Consider the following 18,701-nt stretch of genomic DNA (forward strand, 5'->3'; position numbering starts at 1 on the left):
TCTGTTCTTCATGTTTCCCAGCGCGTTAACTATCGCGCAACTCCTGGGGTCTAGGCCGACGGAATGAAGAGGATGCCATTCCGCGCGCTCCGCTGGGCCGTGCCGCAGATCGTCGGCGCGCTCGCGCTGATCGTCATGCTCGGCTTCGCCCCGGCACCGGGCGGCGCCCTGCTGCTCGTCCCGCTCGACGGCAGCGCCGGGCTAGCCCGTGCCGCCGTCGACCGCGGCGCGCTGATCGTCGATCGCGGTCCCGGCTCGACCCTGGTCGTACGCGGCGATCTCGGCATCCTCGACTGGCCCTTGCTGCGCCACGGCGTCCTTACCCTCGGCGCGCCGGCTCTGCTCTGCGGCGACACAGCATGACGATCGAGAGCCTCGACGCGCTGCGTCAGCGCGGCGTGCGCGGACTGGTGGCGGTGTCGCTCGCCGCCGTGCCGACGCTGGCATTGCTCGGCTGGATCGTCGGCAGCCCGCATGTCCTGCCTGCCACCCTGCTCGCCACGGCGTCGATGATCATCCCGACGATGCTGGCGATCCGGCGACGATACGACGCGGGCGCACGGCTCGCGGTCGGCAGCCTCGCGGCGGTGCTGCCGGCGCTGTTCGTCTTCCTGCTGTCGGGACAGCCGTGGCAGATGGACGCGCACATGTATTTCTTCTCGGCGCTCGCCGCGCTGACCGTGTTGTGCGACTGGCGGCCGCTGGCGCTCGCCTCGGTGCTGATCGCCGTCCACCATCTCGCCCTCGATTGGCTGATGCCGGGCTGGGTGTTCGAGAACGGCCGGGGCGGCATCTGGCGCGTCCTGTTCCACGTCGTCGCGGTGGTGCTGCAATTCGCGGCGCTGACCTATGTCACGTTGCAGCTCCGGCAGCTGGTCGCGCATCAGCATGCCGCACGCGCCGAAAGCGAACGGCTCACCGCCGCCGCCGAGGCGGAGCGCGAGGCCGCGCGGGTCGAGCGCGAGCGGGCGGTTAACGCGCTCGCCGCGGCACGCGCCGCGGAGGACCGCTCGGCGACCGACCGCGACGCCCGCCGCGCGGTGGAGGAACGCAGCGAGGCGCAGCGCCGCGCCGAACTGGTGGCGCTCGCCGCCGCCTTCGAAGCGACCGTGGTCGAGGTCGCGGTGGCGATCGAAAGCGCCTCGGCACGGCTGGAGGGATCGGCGACGACGCTCAACGGCCTCGCCGCGGACGCCGGCCGTCAGGCCAGCGAGGCGGCATCGGGCGCGACCCAGGCATCGGATGCGGTGCGCGGCGTCGCCGCCGCGGTCGACCAATTGACCGGGGCGATCGCCAGCGTCGCGGAAAGCGCCGAACAGCAGAGCCGGCTGACCGCCGCCGCCCGGACCAGCGCCAAGAACGGCGACGCCACCGTCCAGACGCTGGCGCGCCGGGCGATCGACATCGGCGGCTTCGTCGGCGAGATCAACGGCATCGCCGCGCAGACCAATCTGCTCGCGCTCAACGCAACGATCGAGGCGGCACGCGCCGGCGATGCCGGCCGCGGCTTTTCGGTGGTGGCGAGCGAGGTCAAGCAACTCGCCGGCGCCACCGGCCGTGCCACCGACAAGATCGCCAGCCTGGTTGCCAGCGTCCAGCAGGGCGTCGATGCCGCCGCCAGCGATCTCGACGCCGCCTCCGCCGCGGTCGGCCAGGTCGAGGGCGCCGCCGAGGACATCCGCGCCGCGGTCGCCGCGCAGGGCGGCACTGCGCACCGCATCGCGCAGAGTGTGCATGAAGCGCGCACCGGTGCCCATATGATCGCGGCGCGGATGGGGCATGTCGCCGAGGCGGTGAATGCCGCCGGCGCGCTGTCGGGCGAGGTGCGCGATGCCGCCACCACCCTGTCCGACCATGCGCGTCGCCTGCGCCGATCGACGGTCGGCTTCGTCGAGCAGCTGCGCGATGCGCAGAACCGCGCCGCCTGACGCGATCCGGTAACGGCTGATACGTTTTCGGGCTGGCAAGCGCCGGCCGGCCATCTATGCTCGCGGTCCAACGAGGAAGAGGATCGCGCATGAAATTGGCCAGCCTGAAGCACGGTCGCGACGGCAAGCTCGTCGTCGTCTCCAACGACCTCGCCTGGTGCGCCGATGCCGGCCATATCGTCCCGACCCTGCAGGCCGCGCTCGACGATTGGGACCGGCTGCTCCCCGACCTGCAGAATCTCGCCACCGATCTCGAGCATGAGACGATTCCGCGGCTGCGCTTCCACGAGCATGATGCGGCGGCGCCGCTGCCGCGCGCCTATCAATGGGCGGACGGATCGGCCTATGTGAACCATGTCGCCCTGGTGCGGCAGGCGCGCGGGGCGGAGATGCCGGAGAGCTTCTGGCACGATCCGCTGATGTACCAGGGCGGCAGCGACGGCTTCCTGGGGCCGCGCGATGCCGTTCCGCTCGCCGACGAAAGCTGGGGCTGCGACCTCGAGGCGGAGGTGGTGGTCGTCACCGGCGACGTGCCGCTCGGCGCGAGCCGCGACGAGGCGCTCGCCGCGATCCGGCTGGTCGGGCTGACCAACGACGTCAGCTTGCGCAACCTCATCCCCGGCGAGCTGGCCAAGGGCTTCGGCTTCTTCCAGTCCAAGCCGGCAAGCGCCTTCTCGCCGGTCTTCGTCACGCCCGACGCGCTCGGCGAGTGGTGGCGGGACGGCAAGCTGCATCGCACCCTGATGGTCGACCTCAACGGTCAGCCGTTCGGCCGCGTCGCTGCGGGCGAGGACATGACCTTCGACTTCGGCACCTTGGTCGCCCATGCCGCCAAGACCCGGCGGCTCGGCGCCGGCACGATCGTCGGGTCGGGCACGGTCAGCAACCGCGGGCCCGACGGCGGCCCGGGCCAGACGATCGCCGACGGCGGCGTCGGCTATTGCTGCCTGGCCGAATTGCGCACGGTGGAGACGATCGCGGGCGGCAAGCCGGTCACGCCCTTCCTGAAGCAGGGGGACACGGTGCGGATCTGGGCGGAGGACGATCGCCACCACCCGATCTTCGGGGTGATCGAACAGACGGTCGGCTGAGCGGTCGCGGCGGCGACCGGATCGACGCATCCGGCGCCGCAACAGTCGTAAAGCCGCTTGAAATTAAGTTACGCATCGGCAAGAGCCGGTGCGGACACCGCCGGCGGACGAATCCGGTGGCGAGACGAGGAGAGAGACGTGGCGGCCGAGACCACCCGCGCCAATCTGCAGCCGCTGACGCTGCACGTGCCGGAACCCAAGTTCCGCCCCGGCGATACGGTCGATTTCGCCGCGGTCGACGTGCCGCCGGCGGGGGCGCAGCGCCGCCCCGACACTGCCGAAGAGGCGCGCGCCTTCACCGATCTCGCCTATACGATGGTCCGCGTCCTCGACGAGAACGGGCAGGCGGTCGGCCCCTGGGACCCGAAGCTGTCGCCGGACACGTTGCGCCGGATGCTGTACAACATGGTGCGGCTGCGTGCCTTCGACGAGCGGATGTTCCGCGCCCAGCGCCAGGGCAAGACCAGCTTCTACATGAAGGCGACGGGCGAGGAGGCGGTGGCGATCGCCGCGGCGCAGGCGCTCGACCGCGACGACATGTGCTTCCCATCCTATCGCCAGCAGGGCCTGCTCATCGCCCGCGACTATCCGTTGATCGAGATGATGAACCAGATCTACTCGAACCGCGGCGACAAGCTCGGCGGCAAGCAGCTGCCGATCATGTATTCGGCGAAGGACTACGGCTTCTTCTCGATCTCCGGCAACCTGACCACGCAATATCCGCAGGCGGTCGGCTGGGCGATGGCATCGGCGGCGAAGGGCGACACGCGTATCGCCGCCGCCTGGTGCGGCGAGGGTTCGACCGCGGAGGGCGACTTCCACTCGGCCTGCACCTTCGCCGCGGTCTATCGCGCGCCGGTGATCTTCAACGTCGTCAACAACCAGTGGGCGATCAGCAGCTTCTCGGGCTTCGCCGGGGCGGAGGCGACGACCTTCGCGGCGCGCGCGATCGGCTATGGCATCGCCGGCCTGCGCGTCGACGGCAATGACGCGCTGGCGGTCTATGCCGCGACCTTGTGGGCGGCGGAGCGCGCGCGCACCAACCGGGGCGCGACGCTGATCGAGCATTTCACCTACCGCGCGGAAGGCCATTCGACCTCCGACGATCCGTCGCAATATCGCAGCGCGGGCGAGCCGACCGCCTGGCCGCTGGGCGACCCGATCGCGCGGCTGAAGCAGCATCTGATCGTGATCGGCGAATGGGACGAGGATCGCCACGCCGCCCAGGACAAGGCGATCGCCGAAGAGGTGCGCGCCATCCAGAAGGAGGCCGAGAAGAACGGCATCCTCGGCCATGGCCTGCACCAGCCGCTCGATTCGCTGTTCGACGGCGTGTTCGAGGAGATGCCGTGGCATTTGCGCGAGCAGCGCCAGATGATGCTGGACGAGGAAGAAGCATCGGGACGGCCATGGGCGCGGAAGTGATGGCGATGGCCGTCCGCCCATCCGTCATTTCCGCGAAGGCGGGAATCCAGAGCCGCAGCGCCGGCGGCTCCATCGATCACCTGTGCGTCTGGATCCCCGCCTGCGCGGGGATGACGAGGATTGTGGAATGACTGACACTGCGCGTCCCCCTGCCTTGGCGGAAGGCGACAGCCCCGCCACCAGCCGGATGAACATGATCCAGGCGATCAACTCCGCGCTCGACGTCGCGATGGCGCGCGATGCGGACGTGATGGTGATGGGCGAGGACGTCGGCTATTTCGGCGGCGTGTTCCGCGCCACCGCCGGTCTGCAAGCGAAATACGGCAAGACGCGCGTGTTCGACACGCCGATCACCGAGATCGGCATCATCGGCGTCGCGATCGGCATGGGCGCCTATGGCCTGCGACCGGTGCCGGAGATCCAGTTCGCCGACTATATCTATCCCGCGCTCGACCAACTCGTCTCCGAGGCGGCGCGCTTGCGCTATCGCTCGGCGGGCGACTTCACCGCGCCGATCACGGTGCGTTCGCCCTATGGCGGCGGCATCTTCGGCGGCCAGACCCATTCGCAGTCGCCGGAAGGGATCTTCACCCACGTCTCCGGCATCAAGACGGTGATCCCGGCGACGCCCTACGACGCCAAGGGGCTGTTGATCGCGGCGATCGAGGACAACGACCCCGTCCTCTTCCTCGAGCCGAAGCGCATCTACAACGGCCCGTTCAACGGCCATTGGGACAAGCCGGCGGAGAATTGGTCGAAGCATCCCGGCGGCGAGGTGCCGACCGGCCATTACACCGTGCCGCTCGGCAAGGCGGCGATCGTCCGTCCGGGCGAGGCGCTGACCATCCTCTGTTACGGCACGATGGTCCATGTCTGCGAGCGCGTCGTCGCCGACCACGGCGTGGATGCCGAGATCATCGACCTGCGCACGCTCGTGCCGCTCGACATCGAAGCGATCGAGGCGTCGGTGAAGAAGACCGGCCGCTGCATGATCGTCCACGAGGCGACGCGCACCTCCGGCTTCGGCGCCGAACTGTCGGCGCTGGTGCAGGAACGCTGCTTCTACCACCTGGAGGCGCCGATCGAGCGCGTCACCGGGTTCGACACGCCTTATCCCCACAGCCTCGAATGGGCCTATTTCCCGGGCCCCGTCCGCATCGGCGAGGCGCTCAAGAAGATCATGAAGGACGCCTGACGCATGGCCCGCTTCTCCTTCCGCCTGCCCGACATCGGTGAAGGCATCGCCGAAGCCGAAATCGTCGCCTGGCACGTGGCCGTCGGCGACCGTGTCGAGGAGGACCAGAACCTCGCCGACATGATGACCGACAAGGCCACCGTCGAGATGGAAAGCCCCGTCGCGGGCACCGTCGTCGAACTGGCCGGCGAGGTTGGCGACCAGGTGGCGATCGGTTCGACCTTGGTGGTCATCGAGACCGAGGGCGAAGGGGAGGGCGAGGCCGAGGTGATCGCCGCACCCCCGACGCCCGCGCAGGCCGAGACGGCGGAACAGTATGAGGCGGAGAATCCCGGGGTGGAGGAGGCACAAACCTCCTCTCCCCTTGTGGGAGAGGAAGGGGCCCGCTCGGCGCAGCCGAGTGGGAAGGTGAGGGGGAGTGATGAAGCGTTACGCCCGCCGCAGACACCCCCTCACCCTTCCGCCGCCTCCGGCGGCTCCCTCCAGCATCAGGTTGATCGCGCCCCGCGCGATCAAGGCCATGCCGGGGGCATGGCCGACCCGATGCTCCCACAAGGGGAGAGGGACGGTGCACCCATCCTCGCCTCGCCGGCGGTTCGCGCCCGTGCGCGCGACCTCGGCATCGAGCTGAGCCAGGTCCGCGTCGCGGAGGGCGACCGCATCCGCCACGCCGACCTCGATGCCTTCCTGCGTTACGGCAGCGCGCAGGGCTATCAGGCGCCGCAGGCGAGCCGGGCGCGGCCCGACGAGCAGGTCCGCGTCATCGGCATGCGCCGTCGCATCGCCGAGAACATGGCCGCGGCGAAGCGGCACATTCCGCACTTCACCTATGTCGACGAGATCGACGTGACCGCGCTGGAAAAGATGCGTGCCGATCTCAACGACCATCGCGGTGGCCGGCCGAAGCTGACGCTGCTGCCGCTGATGATCGTCGCGATCTGCCGGACGCTGCCGCAATTCCCGATGCTTAACGCGCGCTACGATGACGAGGCGGGCGTGGTGACGCGGTCGGGTCGCGTCCACCTCGGCATGGCGGCGCAGACCGACGCGGGGCTGACCGTGCCGGTGATCCGCGATGCACAGGACAAGAACGTCTGGCAGCTCGCGACCGAAATCGGCCGCCTCGCCGACGCTGCGCGCGCCGGCAAGCTGAAGCCGGAGGAACTGGGCAACGGCACGATCACCGTGACCAGCCTGGGGCCGCTCGGCGGCATCGCGACGACGCCGGTGATCAACCGGCCCGAGGTCGCGATCATCGGTCCGAACAAGATCGTCGAGCGGCCGGTGTTCACCGGACGGGGCGACGAGATCCGCCGCGCCAAGCTGATGAACCTATCGATCAGCTGCGACCATCGCGTCGTCGACGGTTGGGACGCCGCCAGCTACGTGCAGGCACTGAAGGCGGTGCTGGAAACCCCGGTGCTGCTGTTCGCCGACTGACGGCTCAGCGCCGGGCGACGAGCGTAAGCTGCGGCGCGCGTTCCGCCTGGGCGCGGGCCAGCTTGCGCGCGACCTGGCCCAGCGAGGCGGTATAGCTGCGCTCCTCGGCGGGGCTGAGATAGCCTTGGACACGCAGAATCGCAGCGATGCCGGCGGCGACGCGGGCGAGGTCCTGGCGCATGAAGGCGGCGCGTCCTTCAGGCAGGCCCAGCGCGCGCTGCCGGTCGATCTGCATCGCCAGCAGCTCCAGCCGCCGTTCGAAGCGAAGCCGCTGCTGTTCGCCGAGCTGCAGCCGACCCGGGGCGGCGGCGGCCGCGGCAACGGGGGCAGCGGTCGTCGCGGCCGGGACGATCAGGCCGGCGAGAAGCAGGGCGGGCAGCAGCATGGGGTCGGTCGTATACGGTCCGGTTGTTAACAAGCCCGCTTCGGTATCATCAAAATGGCGGATCGGTTGGATGGAACCGATGGTCACGCTATGGCCACGGCATGACCGCTTCCGTTCATGTCGCGCATGACGATCACGTCGCCATCATCACCTTCGCCAGGCCGCCGCACAATCATGCCGACCTTGCCCTGATCGAGGGGATCGGCGCGGCCTTTACCGCGGCGGATGTCGATCCCGCGGTGCGGGCGATCGTGCTCCAGTCCGACGGGCGGGTCTTCTGCGCCGGGGCCGATCTGGCCCGCGACAATCCCGTCGCCGATCCGCAGCCCGAAGGGACGCGCAATCCCTTCTACGTCGCGGCGGCACGTCTGTACGCCGTCACCAAGCCGGTCGTCGCGGCCATCCAAGGTTCCGCCGTCGGCGCCGGCCTCGGCCTGGCATTGGCCGCGGACTTCCGGATCGCGTCGCCCGAAGCGCGGTTCGTCGCCAATTTCGTCCAATTGGGGCTGCACCCCGGCTTCGGCATCTCCGCCGTGCTCGAACGCGTGGTGGGCCGACAGCGTGCGGCGCTGATGCTGCTGACCGGCCGTCGCATCAAGGCGGAGCAGGCGGAAGCCTGGGGATTGGTCGATCAGATCGTAGCGCAGGGGAAGCTGCGCCCGGCGGCGCTGGCGTTGGCGCAGGAGATCGCCGCGGCGGCGCCGCTCGCGGTGCAATCGACGCGGGCGACGATCCGCGGCGACCTGTCCGGTCTCGTCCAGCGCCAGACCGATCACGAACTCGCCGAACAGGCATGGCTGCAGCGCACGCAGGATTTCGCCGAAGGGGTGAGGGCGGTGAACGAACGCCGCCCCGGCCGCTACATCGGCGCCTGAGCGGTCAGCGCATCAGGACCAGTTCCTCCGCCATCGTCGGGTGCAAAGCGACGGTCGCGTCGAACTGCGCCTTGGTCAGCCCTGCCTTCACCGCGACGGCGGCGGCCTGCAGGATTTCCGGCACGTCGGGCCCGATCATGTGGAGGCCGACGATCCGCCCGGTCTCGCCGTCGCACACCATCTTGTAAAGCGCCCGCTCGTTGCGGCCGGCCAGCACGTTCTTCATCGGCCGGAAGTCGGACGAATAGACGGCCACCGAGCCGAGCTTCTGCTTCGCCTCGCTCTCGGTCATGCCGACGCCGGCGAGCGGCGGGTGGCTGAACACCGCGCTGGGGATATTCTCGTAATCGACGGTCGTCGGCTTGTCGCCGTAGAAGGTGTCGGCGAAGGCCTGCCCCTCGCGGATCGCAACGGGAGTGAGTTGGACGCGGTTGGTGACATCGCCGATCGCGAAGATGCTGTCGCAGGTCGAGCGGCTCTGCGCGTCGACCTTGACCGCGCCCTTGTCGTCCAGCTCGACGCCCGCCGTCTCCAGCCCGAGGTCGCGCGTATTGGGGACGCGGCCGGTGGCGAACATCACCATGTCGACCGTGACCGGCTCGTGGTTCGACATCTTGACGGTCAGGCAGCCGTCCTCGCCCTTGTCGATCCCCTCGAAGGCGGCATCGAAGCGGAACTCCAGGCCCTTCATCATGCTGATCTGCAACAACCGGTCGCGGATCGACAGGTCGTAGCCGCGCAGGATGTCCTGCGTCCGGTTCATGATGATGACGTGGGCGCCGAACTGGTGGAAGACGCCGGCGAATTCGTTGGCGATGTAGCCGGCGCCGGCGATCAGGATGCGCTTGGGGATGGTGTCGAGGTGGAAGGCCTCGTTGCTGGTGATGCCGTGTTCGTGGCCCGGGCAAGACGGTACCGCCGGATGCGCGCCGACCGCGACGAGGATGCGCGCCGCGGTCTTCTCGGTGCCGTCGGCAAGCCGGACGCTGTTGGGACTGGTCACCACGGCGCGCTGCGGGATGATCTCGACGCCGTTGTTCTCCAGCGTCTGCTTGTAGGCGCCGTTGATCCTGTCGACTTCGGCCAGCACGTTGTCGCGCAGCCGCTTCCAATCGAAGGCGCAAGGCTGCGGCACGTCCCAGCCGAATTGGCCGGCGTCGCGCAGATCCTCGGCGAAATGCGCGCCGTAGACGAGCAGCTTCTTGGGCACGCAGCCGCGGATCACGCAGGTGCCGCCAACGCGGTATTCCTCCGCCACCGCGACCTTGGCGCCATGCGCGGAGGCGACGCGGCTGGCACGCGTGCCGCCGGAGCCCGCCCCGATGACGAAGAGGTCGTAGTCGTACTGGGGCATTGGGATCACTCCAAGGGCAGCGCGAGCGCCGGTCGCAGGCCGAGATGCCGGACGAACGGATCGAAGTCGCGGTCGCTGTATAACAAGGGAAGGTCGTCGAGGATGCAGCGGGTGGCGATCAGCGTGTCGATCGTCTTGCGGACCGTGATGCCGAGGCTGCGCAGGTGACGGTAGTTTTGGGCGGCTTCGACAGCGACGCGGTGGTCGGAGATGGTCAGGGGGGTGGCTAGGCTCAGCAGGTCGCGGGCGATCCCGAAGCGGCGATCGTCCCGAGCCCCCTGCAGTACCTCGGCGACGATGAGATCGCCGGCGGACACCTCTTCACCCCCGAGGCAGCTATGCAGATACTCGGTCTGGAGGGTGCGTGTCGCACGAAGATAATCGATCCAGACGCTGGAATCGACGACTACCATTCGGCAGGAAGGTGCTTGCTAGTCCTCATGTCGTCGAGATCGCCATCCCAACCCAACCCGCGCAGGCCGCGGATCGCTTCCTGCTGCCGAACCACGATCAGGCGGCGCAGCGCTTCGTTGACGGCATCACTTTCGCTGTCGATGTCTAGCGCCTTCATCACCTTGGACAAAAGGGCTTCGTCGATGTCGATATTGGTCCGCATGTGTATGGCTCCGCAGAGCCATACACATAGCGGTCGGGCAGGGATCAATCCAGCCCGGCGCGGCGGATCAGGTCTTCGGTGGAAGGGTCGAAGCTCTGTCCGCCCTGGTCGGCGGCCTTGGCCATTTCCTTGCCCAGCTCGACGCCAAACTGGTCGAAGCTGTTGATGCCGAGCAGCACGCCGTTCACGAAGACGCGGTGCTCGTAGAAGGCGATCAGCGCGCCGAGCGTGCGCGGGTCGAGCGTGTCGAGCAGCAGCGTCGACGACGGCCGGTCGCCGCTGTACGAGCGCGCCGGATCGTCGACCTGCTTGCCCTTCATCAGCGCCGCGCCCTGGGCGAAGGCGTTGAGCAGCAGCTGGCGATGGTGGTCTTCCGCCAGCGTATCGCCCGGTTCGATCACCGCGATGAACTCGACGGGGACGAGGTGCGTACCCTGGTGGAGCAGCTGGAACACCGCATGCTGCGCATCGGTGCCGACCCCGCCCCAGGTGATCGCCGCGGTCGGGCGCCCGACGGGCTGGCCGTCGACGGTGACGCCCTTGCCGTTCGACTCCATCTCCAGCTGCTGGAGGTAGCTCGGCAGCAGGCGCAGCCGCTCGTCATAGGCGAAAGGCGCACGCGTCTCGGCGTGACGGACCTGCGTGTAATAGAGGTCGGCAAAGGCGGCGAGCGCCGGTGCGTTCTGACGCAGCGCGGTCAGGCGGAAGTGGCGGTCCATCTCGGCCGCGCCCTCCAGCAGCTCCTCGAACGCCGCCCAGCCGAGCGCCACCGCCGCCGGGAAGCCGATCGACGACCACAGCGAATAGCGGCCGCCGACACCTTCGCTGAACGGCAGGATGCGCGTCTCGTCGACGCCCCATTCGATCGCCTTTTCGGGGCTGGCGGTGAGCGCGATCACCTTGCCGTAGGGATCCTCGACGCCGTGCTCCTGCATCCATTGCAGCGCGGAGGTGGCGTTGAGCATCGTCTCGGTGGTGGTGAAGGTCTTGGACGCCACGACCAGCAAGGTGGCGGCGGGATCGAAATCCTTGATCGCGTCTTCCAGCGCGACGCCGTCGGCGTTGGAGACGATCGCAACGTCGTAGCGCTTCTCCTCGCGACCCAGCGCGTCGACGAGCAGGTCCGGGCCGAGTGCGGACCCGCCGATGCCGATGTGGAGCACGTGGCGGATGTCGCCGAGCGCGCCGGCCTCGATCGCGTCGATCAGCGCGCGCATCCGCTCGTGTAGCTGACGGGCGCGGGCGACGCTGTCGGCGTTACCCTCACCGCGCTCGGCGGTGTGCTCGACCGGGCGGTCCTCGGTGACATTGACGTGTTCGCCGCCGAACATCGCTTCGCGCTTCGCCGCCAGGCCCTTGGCGTCCGCCAGCGCGACGAAGGCGTCGACCGCCTCGCGCGTCAGATGCGTCTTCGACCAGTCGAAATGGATCCCTGCCACGTCGAGGCTGAAGGTCGCCAGCCGCTCCGGATCGGCATCGAACAGTTCGAGAAGCTTGGGGGAGGGCAGGGCCTCGATGGCAGACCAGTCGCTCATGTGCATCATCCTGAAGGGGAGTTGGCGATCGTTTCCGTAGCGAACCAATGTAATACCGCAAGGGGCGTCGCCCGCATGCTCGGCAGGAGACGGCTACTCAGGACGCACGAGCCCGGCTAAGGCTCCCGTCATGGCCACTTCCAACCCCTCTTCCGCGAAGCCGACGTCCGAATGGGCCGACATGCTGCGCTTCCTGCTCAAGCTCGCGCTGGCGGTATTCCTGTTGCGCAGCCTGGTGTTCGCACCCTTCTCGATCCCGTCCGAATCGATGCTGCCACGGTTGCTGATCGGCGATTACCTGTTCGTCACCAAGTGGAACTACGGCTATTCGCGCTGGTCCTTCCCCTGGGGTATCCCGCCCGTCCCGGGCCGTCTTCTCGGCCGCGACCCGACCCGAGGCGACGTGGTCGTGTTCCGGTCGCCGGGGTCGGACGACCATGACGTCATCAAGCGGGTTATCGGCCTGCCGGGCGACACGATCCAGGTCACGCATGGCGTGGTGATCCTCAACGGCAAGCCGATCCCGAAGCAGCGCGTCGCCGACTTCGTGTTGCCGATTTCGCCCAATTTCGACGAGAGCCATTGCGGCGCGCCGTTCCTCGACACCGATGCGCAGGGCCATGCGATCTGCCGCTACCCGCGCTTCCGCGAGACGCTGCCGAACGGACGAAGCTATTTCGTCCTCGATCAGGCCGAACTGCCCGATCGCGACGACACCGGCCTGTACACCGTGCCGGCCGGCGACGTCTTCCTGATGGGCGACAACCGCGACGACAGCGCCGACAGTCGTTTCCCCTATCCCGCCGGCATGGGCTATATCCCGATGGAGCGGATCGAGGGCAAGGCGGTCGTCACCTTCGCTTCCAACGACGGTTCGGCCTCGCTGTGGCGGCCCTGGACGTGGCTGTCCGGCTGGCGCTTCTCGCGGGTGGGAGAGGGCTTCTGAGCGGCACGATCGAAAACTGGCTCGGCGCGACCTTCGGCCGGGCGCCCCGCGACCTTGCCGCCTTCACCCGCGCGTTGACCCACGGCAGCCAGGCGGCGGACAATTACGAGCGGCTCGAGTTCCTCGGTGATCGCGTGCTCGGCCTGGTCATGGCGGAATGGCTGTGGGAGCTGTTCCCCGAGGAGCCGGAAGGGCAATTGTCGAAGCGGCTCAACGCGCTGGTCACCGGCCATGTCTGTGCCGAAGTGGCCCGCGAACTCGGCGTGCGCGATCACCTGCGCCTGGGCAAGCAGGCGCGCGACGACGGCGCGTCGGACAGCGACAATATCCTGGGCGACGTGATGGAGGCGCTGATCGGCGCCTTCTACCGCGAAGCGGGGCTGGATGCGGCGCGCGGCTTCATCCGGCGCGCCTGGGCCGATCGTGTCCATCGTACCGACAAGGCGCCACAGCACCCCAAGTCGGCGTTGCAGGAATGGGCCGCGGCGCACAATCGCAAGCCACCGGAATATAGCGTCGTCGAACGGTCCGGCCCGCATCACGCGCCGCGCTTCACCGTCCAAGTCCGGGTCGGCCGCCAGCTCGAGGCGAGCGCCACCGGCACCAGCAAACAGGATGCGGAGACGGCGGCGGCCAAGGCGATGCTGGCGCAGGTGAAGGGGTAAGACGCTTGCCCAACGCGGCGCGCCTCCCCAAAGGATGATGATGACCCAGACCCAACATTGCGGCCTCGTCGCCGTCGTCGGTGCGCCCAATGCCGGCAAGTCGACGCTGGTCAATGCGCTCGTCGGCCAGAAGGTCGCGATCGTCAGCCCCAAGGCGCAGACGACGCGCACCAAATTGCTCGGCGTCGCCATCCAGGATCAGGCGCAGATCCTGCTGGTCGACACGCCCGGCATCTTCGAACCGCAGCGGCGGCTCGACCGCGCGATGGTCGCCGCCGCCTGGGGCGGGACGGAGGGCGCGGACCTGATCGCCCTGGTCGTCGACGGCAAGGGCGGCATCGGGCCCAAAGTCGAGGGGATCGTCGACGCGCTGAAGCATCGGACCGAGCCGAAGATCCTGGTGCTCAACAAGGTCGACGTCGCGGACAAGCCCAAGCTGCTGATCCACGCGGAGAAGCTCAATGCGATGATGACCTTCGCCGACACCTGGTTCGTGTCCGCGCAGACCGGCGACGGGCTGCCCGAGCTCAAGAACGCGCTGGCGGCGGCGATGCCGGCCGGGCCGTGGCATTATCCGGAAGACCAGGTGTCCGATGCGACCGAGCGGGCGCTGGCCAGCGAGGTGACGCGCGAGCAGCTGTATCTGCAGCTCCACGCCGAACTGCCCTATGCCAGCGCGGTCGAGACGGAGGCCTATACCGAACGGCCCGACGGATCGGTCGAGATCCATCAGCAGATTCTGGTCGAACGGCCGACCCAGCGTGCGATCGTGCTGGGCAAGGGCGGCCAGCGCATCCGCGAGATCGGCGCGCGCGCGCGTACGGAATTGGCGGCGATCATGGGCTGCCCGGTCCACCTCTACCTGCACGTCAAGGTCAAGCAGGGCTGGGACGAAGACCGCGAGGTCTATCGCGACATGGGACTCGACTGGGTCGATTGAGCGGCGAGCACGGTGTCGACCCAGGCCGGCACCAGCTCTCCCGCCGCGCCCAGCTCAGACCGGGCGAAGAAGCCGCTGCCGGCGGATCGCTCCAGGTTGAGTTCCAGCGTGTCGGCGCCATAGGCGTCCGCCATCTGGACGAAGCCGGCGGCCGGATAGACGGCCCCGGACGTGCCGATCGACACGAACAGGTCGGCGGCGGCGAGCGCGGCCTCGATCCGGTCCATGTGGTAGGGCATCTCGCCGAAGAAGACGATGTCGGGACGCAGCGCGAAGGTGCCGCAATTGGGGCATTCCGTCTCCGGCGGTAGTGCGTCCGTCCACCGTTCGCGCACGCCGCAGGCGGCACACAGGGCGGATTGCAATTCGCCATGCATGTGGACCAGCCGTTCCGCCCCGGCGCGCTCGTGAAGGTCGTCGACATTCTGCGTCACGATCAGCAGGTCGCCCGTCCATTCGCGGTCGAGGCGGGCGAGCGCAGTGTGCGCGGCATTGGGCCGAACGTCCCTGAGCGCGGCGCGACGCAGATCGTAGAAGCGATGGACCAGAGCGGGGTCGCGCGCCAACGCCTCGGGCGTGCACACGTCCTCGACGCGGTGGCCTTCCCACAGGCCGCCCGGCCCGCGGAACGTCGCGATGCCCGATTCCGCCGAGACGCCGGCGCCGGTCAGGATGACGATATTCCGGATCGCGCCCATCGTCCCGACCTCCATGCGCGCGCTTAGCGCCCCTTGGCGCTGACCCGCCAGACCATGTTGCCGACGTCGTCGGCGATCAGCAAGGCGCCAGTGCGGTCGAAGGCGACGGTGACCGGCCGACCGCGCGCCTTGCCGGCCGCGTCGATGAAGCCGGTCACGACGTCGACCGCCTTGCCGCTGGGCCGGCCGTTGGCAAAGGGGACGTAGACGACCTTGTAGCCGTTGAGGTGGCCGCGGTTCCAGCTGCCGTGTTCGGCGACGAAGGCGCCGCCCGCGAAGCGTGCGGGCAGGCCGGTGCCGGTGTTGAACGCCATGCCGAGCGGCGCGACATGCGAGCTGAGGCTGTAATCCGGCAGGATCGCGCGGGCGACCAGATCCGGCCGCTGCGGCTGCACGCGCGGGTCGCGATGCTGGCCCCAATAGCTATACGGCCAGCCATAGAAAGCGCCTGGTGTCACCGCCGTCATATAATCCGGAACGAGATCGGGGCCGAGTTCGTCGCGCTCGTTGACCACCGTCCACAGTTGCCCGGTCTGCGGGTGGAAGGTCAGGCCGTTCGGGTTGCGCAGGCCGGTCGCATAGGGGCGATGGGCGCCGCTCGCGCGATCCACTTCCCAGATGCGCGCCCGCTCCTGTTCGGCCTCGATGCCATTTTCGGTGATGTTGCTGTTGGAACCGATGCCAACGTACAGCTTGCTGCCGTCGGGACTGGCGGTCAGGCTCTTGGTCCAATGGTGATCGATCGGTCCGCCGGGAAGCTGCGTCAGGATCGTGCCCGGCGCCGTGATGCGGGTCTGGCCGGGGGTGAACGGGAAGCGGACGATCGCATCGGTGTTGGCGACATAAAGATCGCCGCCGACCTGCACGACGCCGAAGGGCGCATGGAGATGGTCGACCAGCACGCTGCGCTGGTCGACGCGGCCGTCGCCATCGCTGTCCCGCAGCAGCGTGATCCGGTCCGCGCCGCCCGTCTTGGCATGGCCGAAGCCCTGCACCCAATTGACGATGATGTCCTTGGGCCGTTGCACCGGCTCGCTCGGCCCCTTGGGCTCGACGGCGAGGACGTCGCCGTTGGACAGCGTGTAGAGCTGGCGCACGTTGCGGAAATCGCCGGCATAGGGGCGCACGGTCAGGTCGCCCGGCACTGTCGGCACCGCGCCGTTCCAGGCGGTGACGCCGGCGACGTGCATCGGTGGCATGACATATTGGTTGATCGCCGGCAGCCGCGGATTGGGACCCAATTGCGTCGAGGGATCGCCGCCGCCGCGGGCGCCGCAACCGGCGAGCAGGGCGGCGGTGCCGGCGAGAAGGAGAAGCGCGCGCATCAGACCGTCTCCACCGTCGGTGCCGGCTCTGCGGCATAGCCGAGCCAGCTGGTCACCACGACCAGGGCCGCGACGATCGCGGACAGGATCAGCCCGGTCGGCACCACCGAGGTCCAGCCGTCGCGGCTGTGAATGAAGCCGTTGAGGATCGCCAGCACCAGCATCACCACGGTGAGCACGCCGTGCAGCGTGCTCGCCCGTCGCCGTGTTCGCCCGCGATGACGGATCGCGTCGACGATGCCGACGAGCGCCGCGAGCACCGCCATCACGCAGCCGCCCGCGATCAGCCAGACCGAGAAATTGGCCCATTGCATCCACGCGGTATTGGCATAGGCGATATCGCTGACGAGCGCCGCAGTGAAGAAAGCGAGCGGATAGGCGGCCAGCATCCCGTGGATGGGATGCGCCGTCCCGGCGACGGTTAGGGTACGAGCCATGGGCATAGGTCCTCACCGGCTGCTGCTGGTCACAGCCTGTCCACCCTTACGCACGAGCCGGCGTTACGGGTCCGGTCCGATCAGGGCGCTTGGGCGCGTGACGGGGTGTCGCCCCCTGTCGCCGCCGCCAATTCTCTGCCAAGGATGGGCCATGACCTACTGCCACCGCCTGCTCGCCCGGACCGCCGCATGACCGCGATCGGCATCTACGGCAGCGGCGGCCGCATGGGCCGCGCCATCGCCGATCTCGCCGAGGCGGAGGGCGCGACGCTCGCCGGCGGCACGGGGGCGGCGGGCGATCCGCTCGCGCTGGCCCGTCGTGCCGACGTGCTGGTCGATTTCTCGGTCGCCGCCGCGCTGGAGCCGCATCTCGCCGCGGCGCGCGCCACCGGGACGCCGATCGTGATCGGCACGACCGGCCTATCCGCCGCGCAGCATGGGCTGATCGACGCCGCCGCGCAGGACGTCGCCGTGCTGCAGACCGGCAATACCTCGCTCGGCGTCGTGCTGCTCGCCCAATTGGTGCGCGAGACGGCGAAGCGCCTGGGCAGCGACTGGGACATCGAGATCGTCGAGAGTCATCATCGCCACAAGGTCGATGCGCCCTCGGGCACCGCGCTGATGCTGGGCGAAGCGGCGGCCAGCGGGCGGGGAACGACGCTGGGCGAGGTGCGCGTCGACGGCCGCGCCGGGCTGACCGGCGCGCGCATGGAGGGGACGATCGGCCTCGCCTCGCTGCGCGGCGGCTCGGTCATCGGCGATCATACCGTCGTCTTCGCCAGCGAGGGGGAGCGGATCGAGCTGTCGCATCTGGCGCAGGACCGTTCGATCTTCGCCAAGGGGGCGGTGCGGGCGGCGCTGTGGCTCGCGCCGCAGCGGCCCGGCCGATACCGGATGGCGGACGTGCTCGGCCTGTGAGGAGGGCCGGGATCGTGCCGGTGGGGCAGGGGGCGGCATGAAGAAGGCGGACGTCTTCGAATTCTATCGGCGGCTGGCCGAGGCGAATCCGCATCCGGAAACCGAGCTCGAATCGGGCAATGCCTATCAATTGCTTGTCGCGGTGGTGCTGTCGGCGCAGGCGACCGATGCCGGAGTCAACAAGGCGACGCGCCGCCTGTTCGAACAGGTGACGACGCCGGCAGAGATGGTCGCGCTCGGCGAGGCGGCGCTGAAGCAGCACATCAAGACGATCGGCCTGTTCAACACCAAGGCAAAGAACGTCATCGCTTTGTCCGAGGCGCTGATCGCCGACCATGACGGCCAGGTGCCCGACGATCGCGCCGCGCTGGAGGCGCTGCCCGGGGTCGGGCGCAAGACGGCCAATGTCGTGCTCAACGTCGCCTTCGGCGCGGAGACCTTCGCGGTCGACACGCATATCTTCCGGGTCGGCAACCGCACCGGCCTCGCCCGCGGCAAGACGCCGCTGGCGGTCGAACTGAAGCTCGACAGGGCGACGCCGCAGCCGTTCCGCCTGCACGCGCATCATTGGCTGATCCTGCACGGCCGCTACGTCTGCAAGGCGCGCAAGCCGGAATGCTGGCGCTGCGTCGTTGCGGACCTGTGCGCGTTCAAGCCGAAGACGCCACCGCCGAAAGGTTCGTCGGCGGATGCGGCCGCCGATCCGACGGCGTAAACAAAGGCTGGCGCAGCCGTCGCGCCTTTGCTAGGCGGGCGCTCCACGCACCCGTAGCTCAGCTGGATAGAGCGCTGCCCTCCGAAGGCAGAGGCCGCAGATTCGAATTCTGCCGGGTGCGCCAGCTTTTCCGCCGATTTAGGCGGCTCGCACCAGCCTCATGCTTGTAGAACCGTGCAGGAACATGCGCGGACAAAACGTGATTCTGCGTAC

General features: G+C 68.7%; 20 protein-coding genes and 1 tRNA gene. 13 read left to right on the forward strand and 8 right to left on the reverse strand.

The window, feature by feature from the left end; translation table 11 throughout:
* The first annotated feature begins 63 nt into the window (after nt 1-63).
* From D9601_RS02250 to D9601_RS02275, 6 genes are all read left to right on the forward strand, one after another.
* Nucleotides 64-363 (forward strand): hypothetical protein, encoded by a 300-nt coding sequence (locus tag D9601_RS02250; RefSeq protein WP_198352306.1) that lies wholly within the window; start codon nt 64-66, stop codon nt 361-363.
* Complete coding sequence (locus D9601_RS02255; RefSeq protein WP_198352307.1) at nt 360-1,928, forward strand: methyl-accepting chemotaxis protein; 1,569 nt, start codon at nt 360-362, stop codon at nt 1,926-1,928. Before D9601_RS02250 ends, D9601_RS02255 begins: the two co-directional genes overlap by 4 nt.
* 89 nt (nt 1,929-2,017) lie before the next feature.
* Nucleotides 2,018-3,019 carry a fumarylacetoacetate hydrolase family protein gene (locus D9601_RS02260; RefSeq protein ID WP_198352308.1) on the forward strand — a complete coding sequence of 334 codons (1,002 nt, stop codon included), beginning with the start codon at nt 2,018-2,020 and terminating at the stop codon, nt 3,017-3,019.
* Between the two features lie 138 nt (nt 3,020-3,157).
* Nucleotides 3,158-4,444, forward strand: coding sequence for a 3-methyl-2-oxobutanoate dehydrogenase (2-methylpropanoyl-transferring) subunit alpha (locus D9601_RS02265; protein ID WP_198352309.1), 1,287 nt, complete (start codon nt 3,158-3,160; stop codon nt 4,442-4,444).
* Nucleotides 4,445-4,631: 187 nt separating this feature from the next.
* On the forward strand, nt 4,632-5,639 hold the full coding sequence (locus D9601_RS02270; RefSeq protein ID WP_198353341.1) for an alpha-ketoacid dehydrogenase subunit beta: 1,008 nt from the start codon (nt 4,632-4,634) through the stop codon (nt 5,637-5,639).
* Between the two features lie 3 nt (nt 5,640-5,642).
* Nucleotides 5,643-7,079 carry a dihydrolipoamide acetyltransferase family protein gene (locus D9601_RS02275; protein WP_198352310.1) on the forward strand — a complete coding sequence of 479 codons (1,437 nt, stop codon included), beginning with the start codon at nt 5,643-5,645 and terminating at the stop codon, nt 7,077-7,079.
* A 4-nt stretch (nt 7,080-7,083) separates the two neighbouring features.
* Here D9601_RS02275 and D9601_RS02280 read toward each other — a convergent pair whose 3' ends face one another.
* A complete protein-coding gene (locus tag D9601_RS02280) occupies nt 7,084-7,464 on the reverse strand; it encodes a hypothetical protein (protein WP_198352311.1) in 381 nt (126 codons plus the stop codon).
* 101 nt (nt 7,465-7,565) lie between these two features.
* On the opposite strand from D9601_RS02280, the gene D9601_RS02285 reads away from it, so the two are divergent.
* On the forward strand, nt 7,566-8,339 hold the full coding sequence (locus tag D9601_RS02285; protein WP_198352312.1) for an enoyl-CoA hydratase/isomerase family protein: 774 nt from the start codon (nt 7,566-7,568) through the stop codon (nt 8,337-8,339).
* Between the two features lie 4 nt (nt 8,340-8,343).
* Here D9601_RS02285 and gorA read toward each other — a convergent pair whose 3' ends face one another.
* The 4 genes from gorA to pgi are packed head-to-tail and all read right to left on the reverse strand — an operon-like array spanning nt 8,344 to nt 11,844.
* The gene (gene gorA, locus D9601_RS02290) at nt 8,344-9,693 is read right to left on the reverse strand and encodes a glutathione-disulfide reductase (RefSeq protein WP_198352313.1); all 1,350 of its coding nucleotides are present in this window, start codon (nt 9,691-9,693) and stop codon (nt 8,344-8,346) included.
* A gap of 5 nt (nt 9,694-9,698) precedes the next feature.
* Entirely contained in the window at nt 9,699-10,106 is a 408-nt protein-coding gene (gene vapC / locus D9601_RS02295) for a type II toxin-antitoxin system VapC family toxin (protein ID WP_198352314.1), read from the reverse strand.
* Nucleotides 10,100-10,309, reverse strand: a complete 210-nt coding sequence (locus tag D9601_RS02300) for a type II toxin-antitoxin system VapB family antitoxin (RefSeq protein ID WP_198352315.1) — start codon at nt 10,307-10,309, stop codon at nt 10,100-10,102. Before D9601_RS02300 ends, vapC begins: the two co-directional genes overlap by 7 nt.
* A 44-nt stretch (nt 10,310-10,353) precedes the next feature.
* Nucleotides 10,354-11,844 (reverse strand): glucose-6-phosphate isomerase, encoded by a 1,491-nt coding sequence (gene pgi / locus D9601_RS02305; protein WP_198352316.1) that lies wholly within the window; start codon nt 11,842-11,844, stop codon nt 10,354-10,356.
* A gap of 130 nt (nt 11,845-11,974) precedes the next feature.
* Between pgi and lepB the strand changes: the two genes are divergently transcribed.
* The 3 genes from lepB to era are packed head-to-tail and all read left to right on the forward strand — an operon-like array spanning nt 11,975 to nt 14,395.
* Nucleotides 11,975-12,790: a signal peptidase I gene (gene lepB, locus D9601_RS02310; RefSeq protein WP_198352317.1), complete on the forward strand. Its 816-nt coding sequence runs from the start codon at nt 11,975-11,977 to the stop codon at nt 12,788-12,790.
* Entirely contained in the window at nt 12,787-13,455 is a 669-nt protein-coding gene (rnc, locus tag D9601_RS02315; RefSeq protein WP_198353342.1) for a ribonuclease III, read from the forward strand. Before lepB ends, rnc begins: the two co-directional genes overlap by 4 nt.
* A 40-nt stretch (nt 13,456-13,495) precedes the next feature.
* Entirely contained in the window at nt 13,496-14,395 is a 900-nt protein-coding gene (era, locus tag D9601_RS02320; protein WP_198352318.1) for a GTPase Era, read from the forward strand.
* On the opposite strand, the gene D9601_RS02325 is transcribed toward era, so the two are convergent.
* Genes D9601_RS02325 through D9601_RS02335 form a run of 3 tightly spaced genes read right to left on the reverse strand, consistent with a single transcriptional unit; the run spans nt 14,362 to nt 16,855 of the window.
* Entirely contained in the window at nt 14,362-15,093 is a 732-nt protein-coding gene (locus D9601_RS02325) for an NAD-dependent deacylase (RefSeq protein WP_198352319.1), read from the reverse strand. The genes era and D9601_RS02325 overlap by 34 nt on opposite strands.
* Nucleotides 15,094-15,116: 23 nt before the next feature.
* Complete coding sequence (locus tag D9601_RS02330) at nt 15,117-16,418, reverse strand: PQQ-dependent sugar dehydrogenase (protein ID WP_198352320.1); 1,302 nt, start codon at nt 16,416-16,418, stop codon at nt 15,117-15,119.
* On the reverse strand, nt 16,418-16,855 hold the full coding sequence (locus D9601_RS02335; RefSeq protein ID WP_198352321.1) for a DUF2231 domain-containing protein: 438 nt from the start codon (nt 16,853-16,855) through the stop codon (nt 16,418-16,420). The genes D9601_RS02330 and D9601_RS02335 overlap by 1 nt, the downstream gene beginning before the upstream one ends.
* Nucleotides 16,856-17,044: 189 nt before the next feature.
* On the opposite strand from D9601_RS02335, the gene dapB reads away from it, so the two are divergent.
* From dapB to D9601_RS02350, 3 genes are all read left to right on the forward strand, one after another.
* Entirely contained in the window at nt 17,045-17,773 is a 729-nt protein-coding gene (dapB, locus tag D9601_RS02340) for a 4-hydroxy-tetrahydrodipicolinate reductase (RefSeq protein WP_198352322.1), read from the forward strand.
* 37 nt (nt 17,774-17,810) lie between these two features.
* Nucleotides 17,811-18,488 carry an endonuclease III gene (gene nth / locus D9601_RS02345; protein ID WP_198352323.1) on the forward strand — a complete coding sequence of 226 codons (678 nt, stop codon included), beginning with the start codon at nt 17,811-17,813 and terminating at the stop codon, nt 18,486-18,488.
* A 47-nt stretch (nt 18,489-18,535) separates the two neighbouring features.
* A tRNA-Arg gene (locus tag D9601_RS02350) sits at nt 18,536-18,612 on the forward strand.
* The last annotated feature ends 89 nt before the right edge of the window (nt 18,613-18,701 follow it).

This window comes from Sphingomonas sp. MA1305, assembly GCF_016107325.1.
GTDB lineage: Bacteria > Pseudomonadota > Alphaproteobacteria > Sphingomonadales > Sphingomonadaceae > Sphingomonas.

Coding starts and splice junctions, on each gene's coding strand:
- D9601_RS02250 (WP_198352306.1), top strand. CDS start 64: ATGAAGAGGATGCCATTCCGCGCGCTCCGCTGGGCCGTGCCGCAGATC.
- D9601_RS02255 (WP_198352307.1), top strand. CDS start 360: ATGACGATCGAGAGCCTCGACGCGCTGCGTCAGCGCGGCGTGCGCGGA.
- D9601_RS02260 (WP_198352308.1), top strand. CDS start 2,018: ATGAAATTGGCCAGCCTGAAGCACGGTCGCGACGGCAAGCTCGTCGTC.
- D9601_RS02270 (WP_198353341.1), top strand. CDS start 4,632: ATGAACATGATCCAGGCGATCAACTCCGCGCTCGACGTCGCGATGGCG.
- D9601_RS02275 (WP_198352310.1), top strand. CDS start 5,643: ATGGCCCGCTTCTCCTTCCGCCTGCCCGACATCGGTGAAGGCATCGCC.
- D9601_RS02280 (WP_198352311.1), bottom strand. CDS start 7,464: ATGCTGCTGCCCGCCCTGCTTCTCGCCGGCCTGATCGTCCCGGCCGCG.
- D9601_RS02285 (WP_198352312.1), top strand. CDS start 7,566: ATGACCGCTTCCGTTCATGTCGCGCATGACGATCACGTCGCCATCATC.
- gorA (WP_198352313.1), bottom strand. CDS start 9,693: ATGCCCCAGTACGACTACGACCTCTTCGTCATCGGGGCGGGCTCCGGC.
- vapC (WP_198352314.1), bottom strand. CDS start 10,106: ATGGTAGTCGTCGATTCCAGCGTCTGGATCGATTATCTTCGTGCGACA.
- D9601_RS02300 (WP_198352315.1), bottom strand. CDS start 10,309: ATGCGGACCAATATCGACATCGACGAAGCCCTTTTGTCCAAGGTGATG.
- pgi (WP_198352316.1), bottom strand. CDS start 11,844: ATGAGCGACTGGTCTGCCATCGAGGCCCTGCCCTCCCCCAAGCTTCTC.
- lepB (WP_198352317.1), top strand. CDS start 11,975: ATGGCCACTTCCAACCCCTCTTCCGCGAAGCCGACGTCCGAATGGGCC.
- era (WP_198352318.1), top strand. CDS start 13,496: ATGACCCAGACCCAACATTGCGGCCTCGTCGCCGTCGTCGGTGCGCCC.
- D9601_RS02325 (WP_198352319.1), bottom strand. CDS start 15,093: ATGGGCGCGATCCGGAATATCGTCATCCTGACCGGCGCCGGCGTCTCG.
- D9601_RS02330 (WP_198352320.1), bottom strand. CDS start 16,418: ATGCGCGCGCTTCTCCTTCTCGCCGGCACCGCCGCCCTGCTCGCCGGT.
- D9601_RS02335 (WP_198352321.1), bottom strand. CDS start 16,855: ATGGCTCGTACCCTAACCGTCGCCGGGACGGCGCATCCCATCCACGGG.
- dapB (WP_198352322.1), top strand. CDS start 17,045: ATGACCGCGATCGGCATCTACGGCAGCGGCGGCCGCATGGGCCGCGCC.
- nth (WP_198352323.1), top strand. CDS start 17,811: ATGAAGAAGGCGGACGTCTTCGAATTCTATCGGCGGCTGGCCGAGGCG.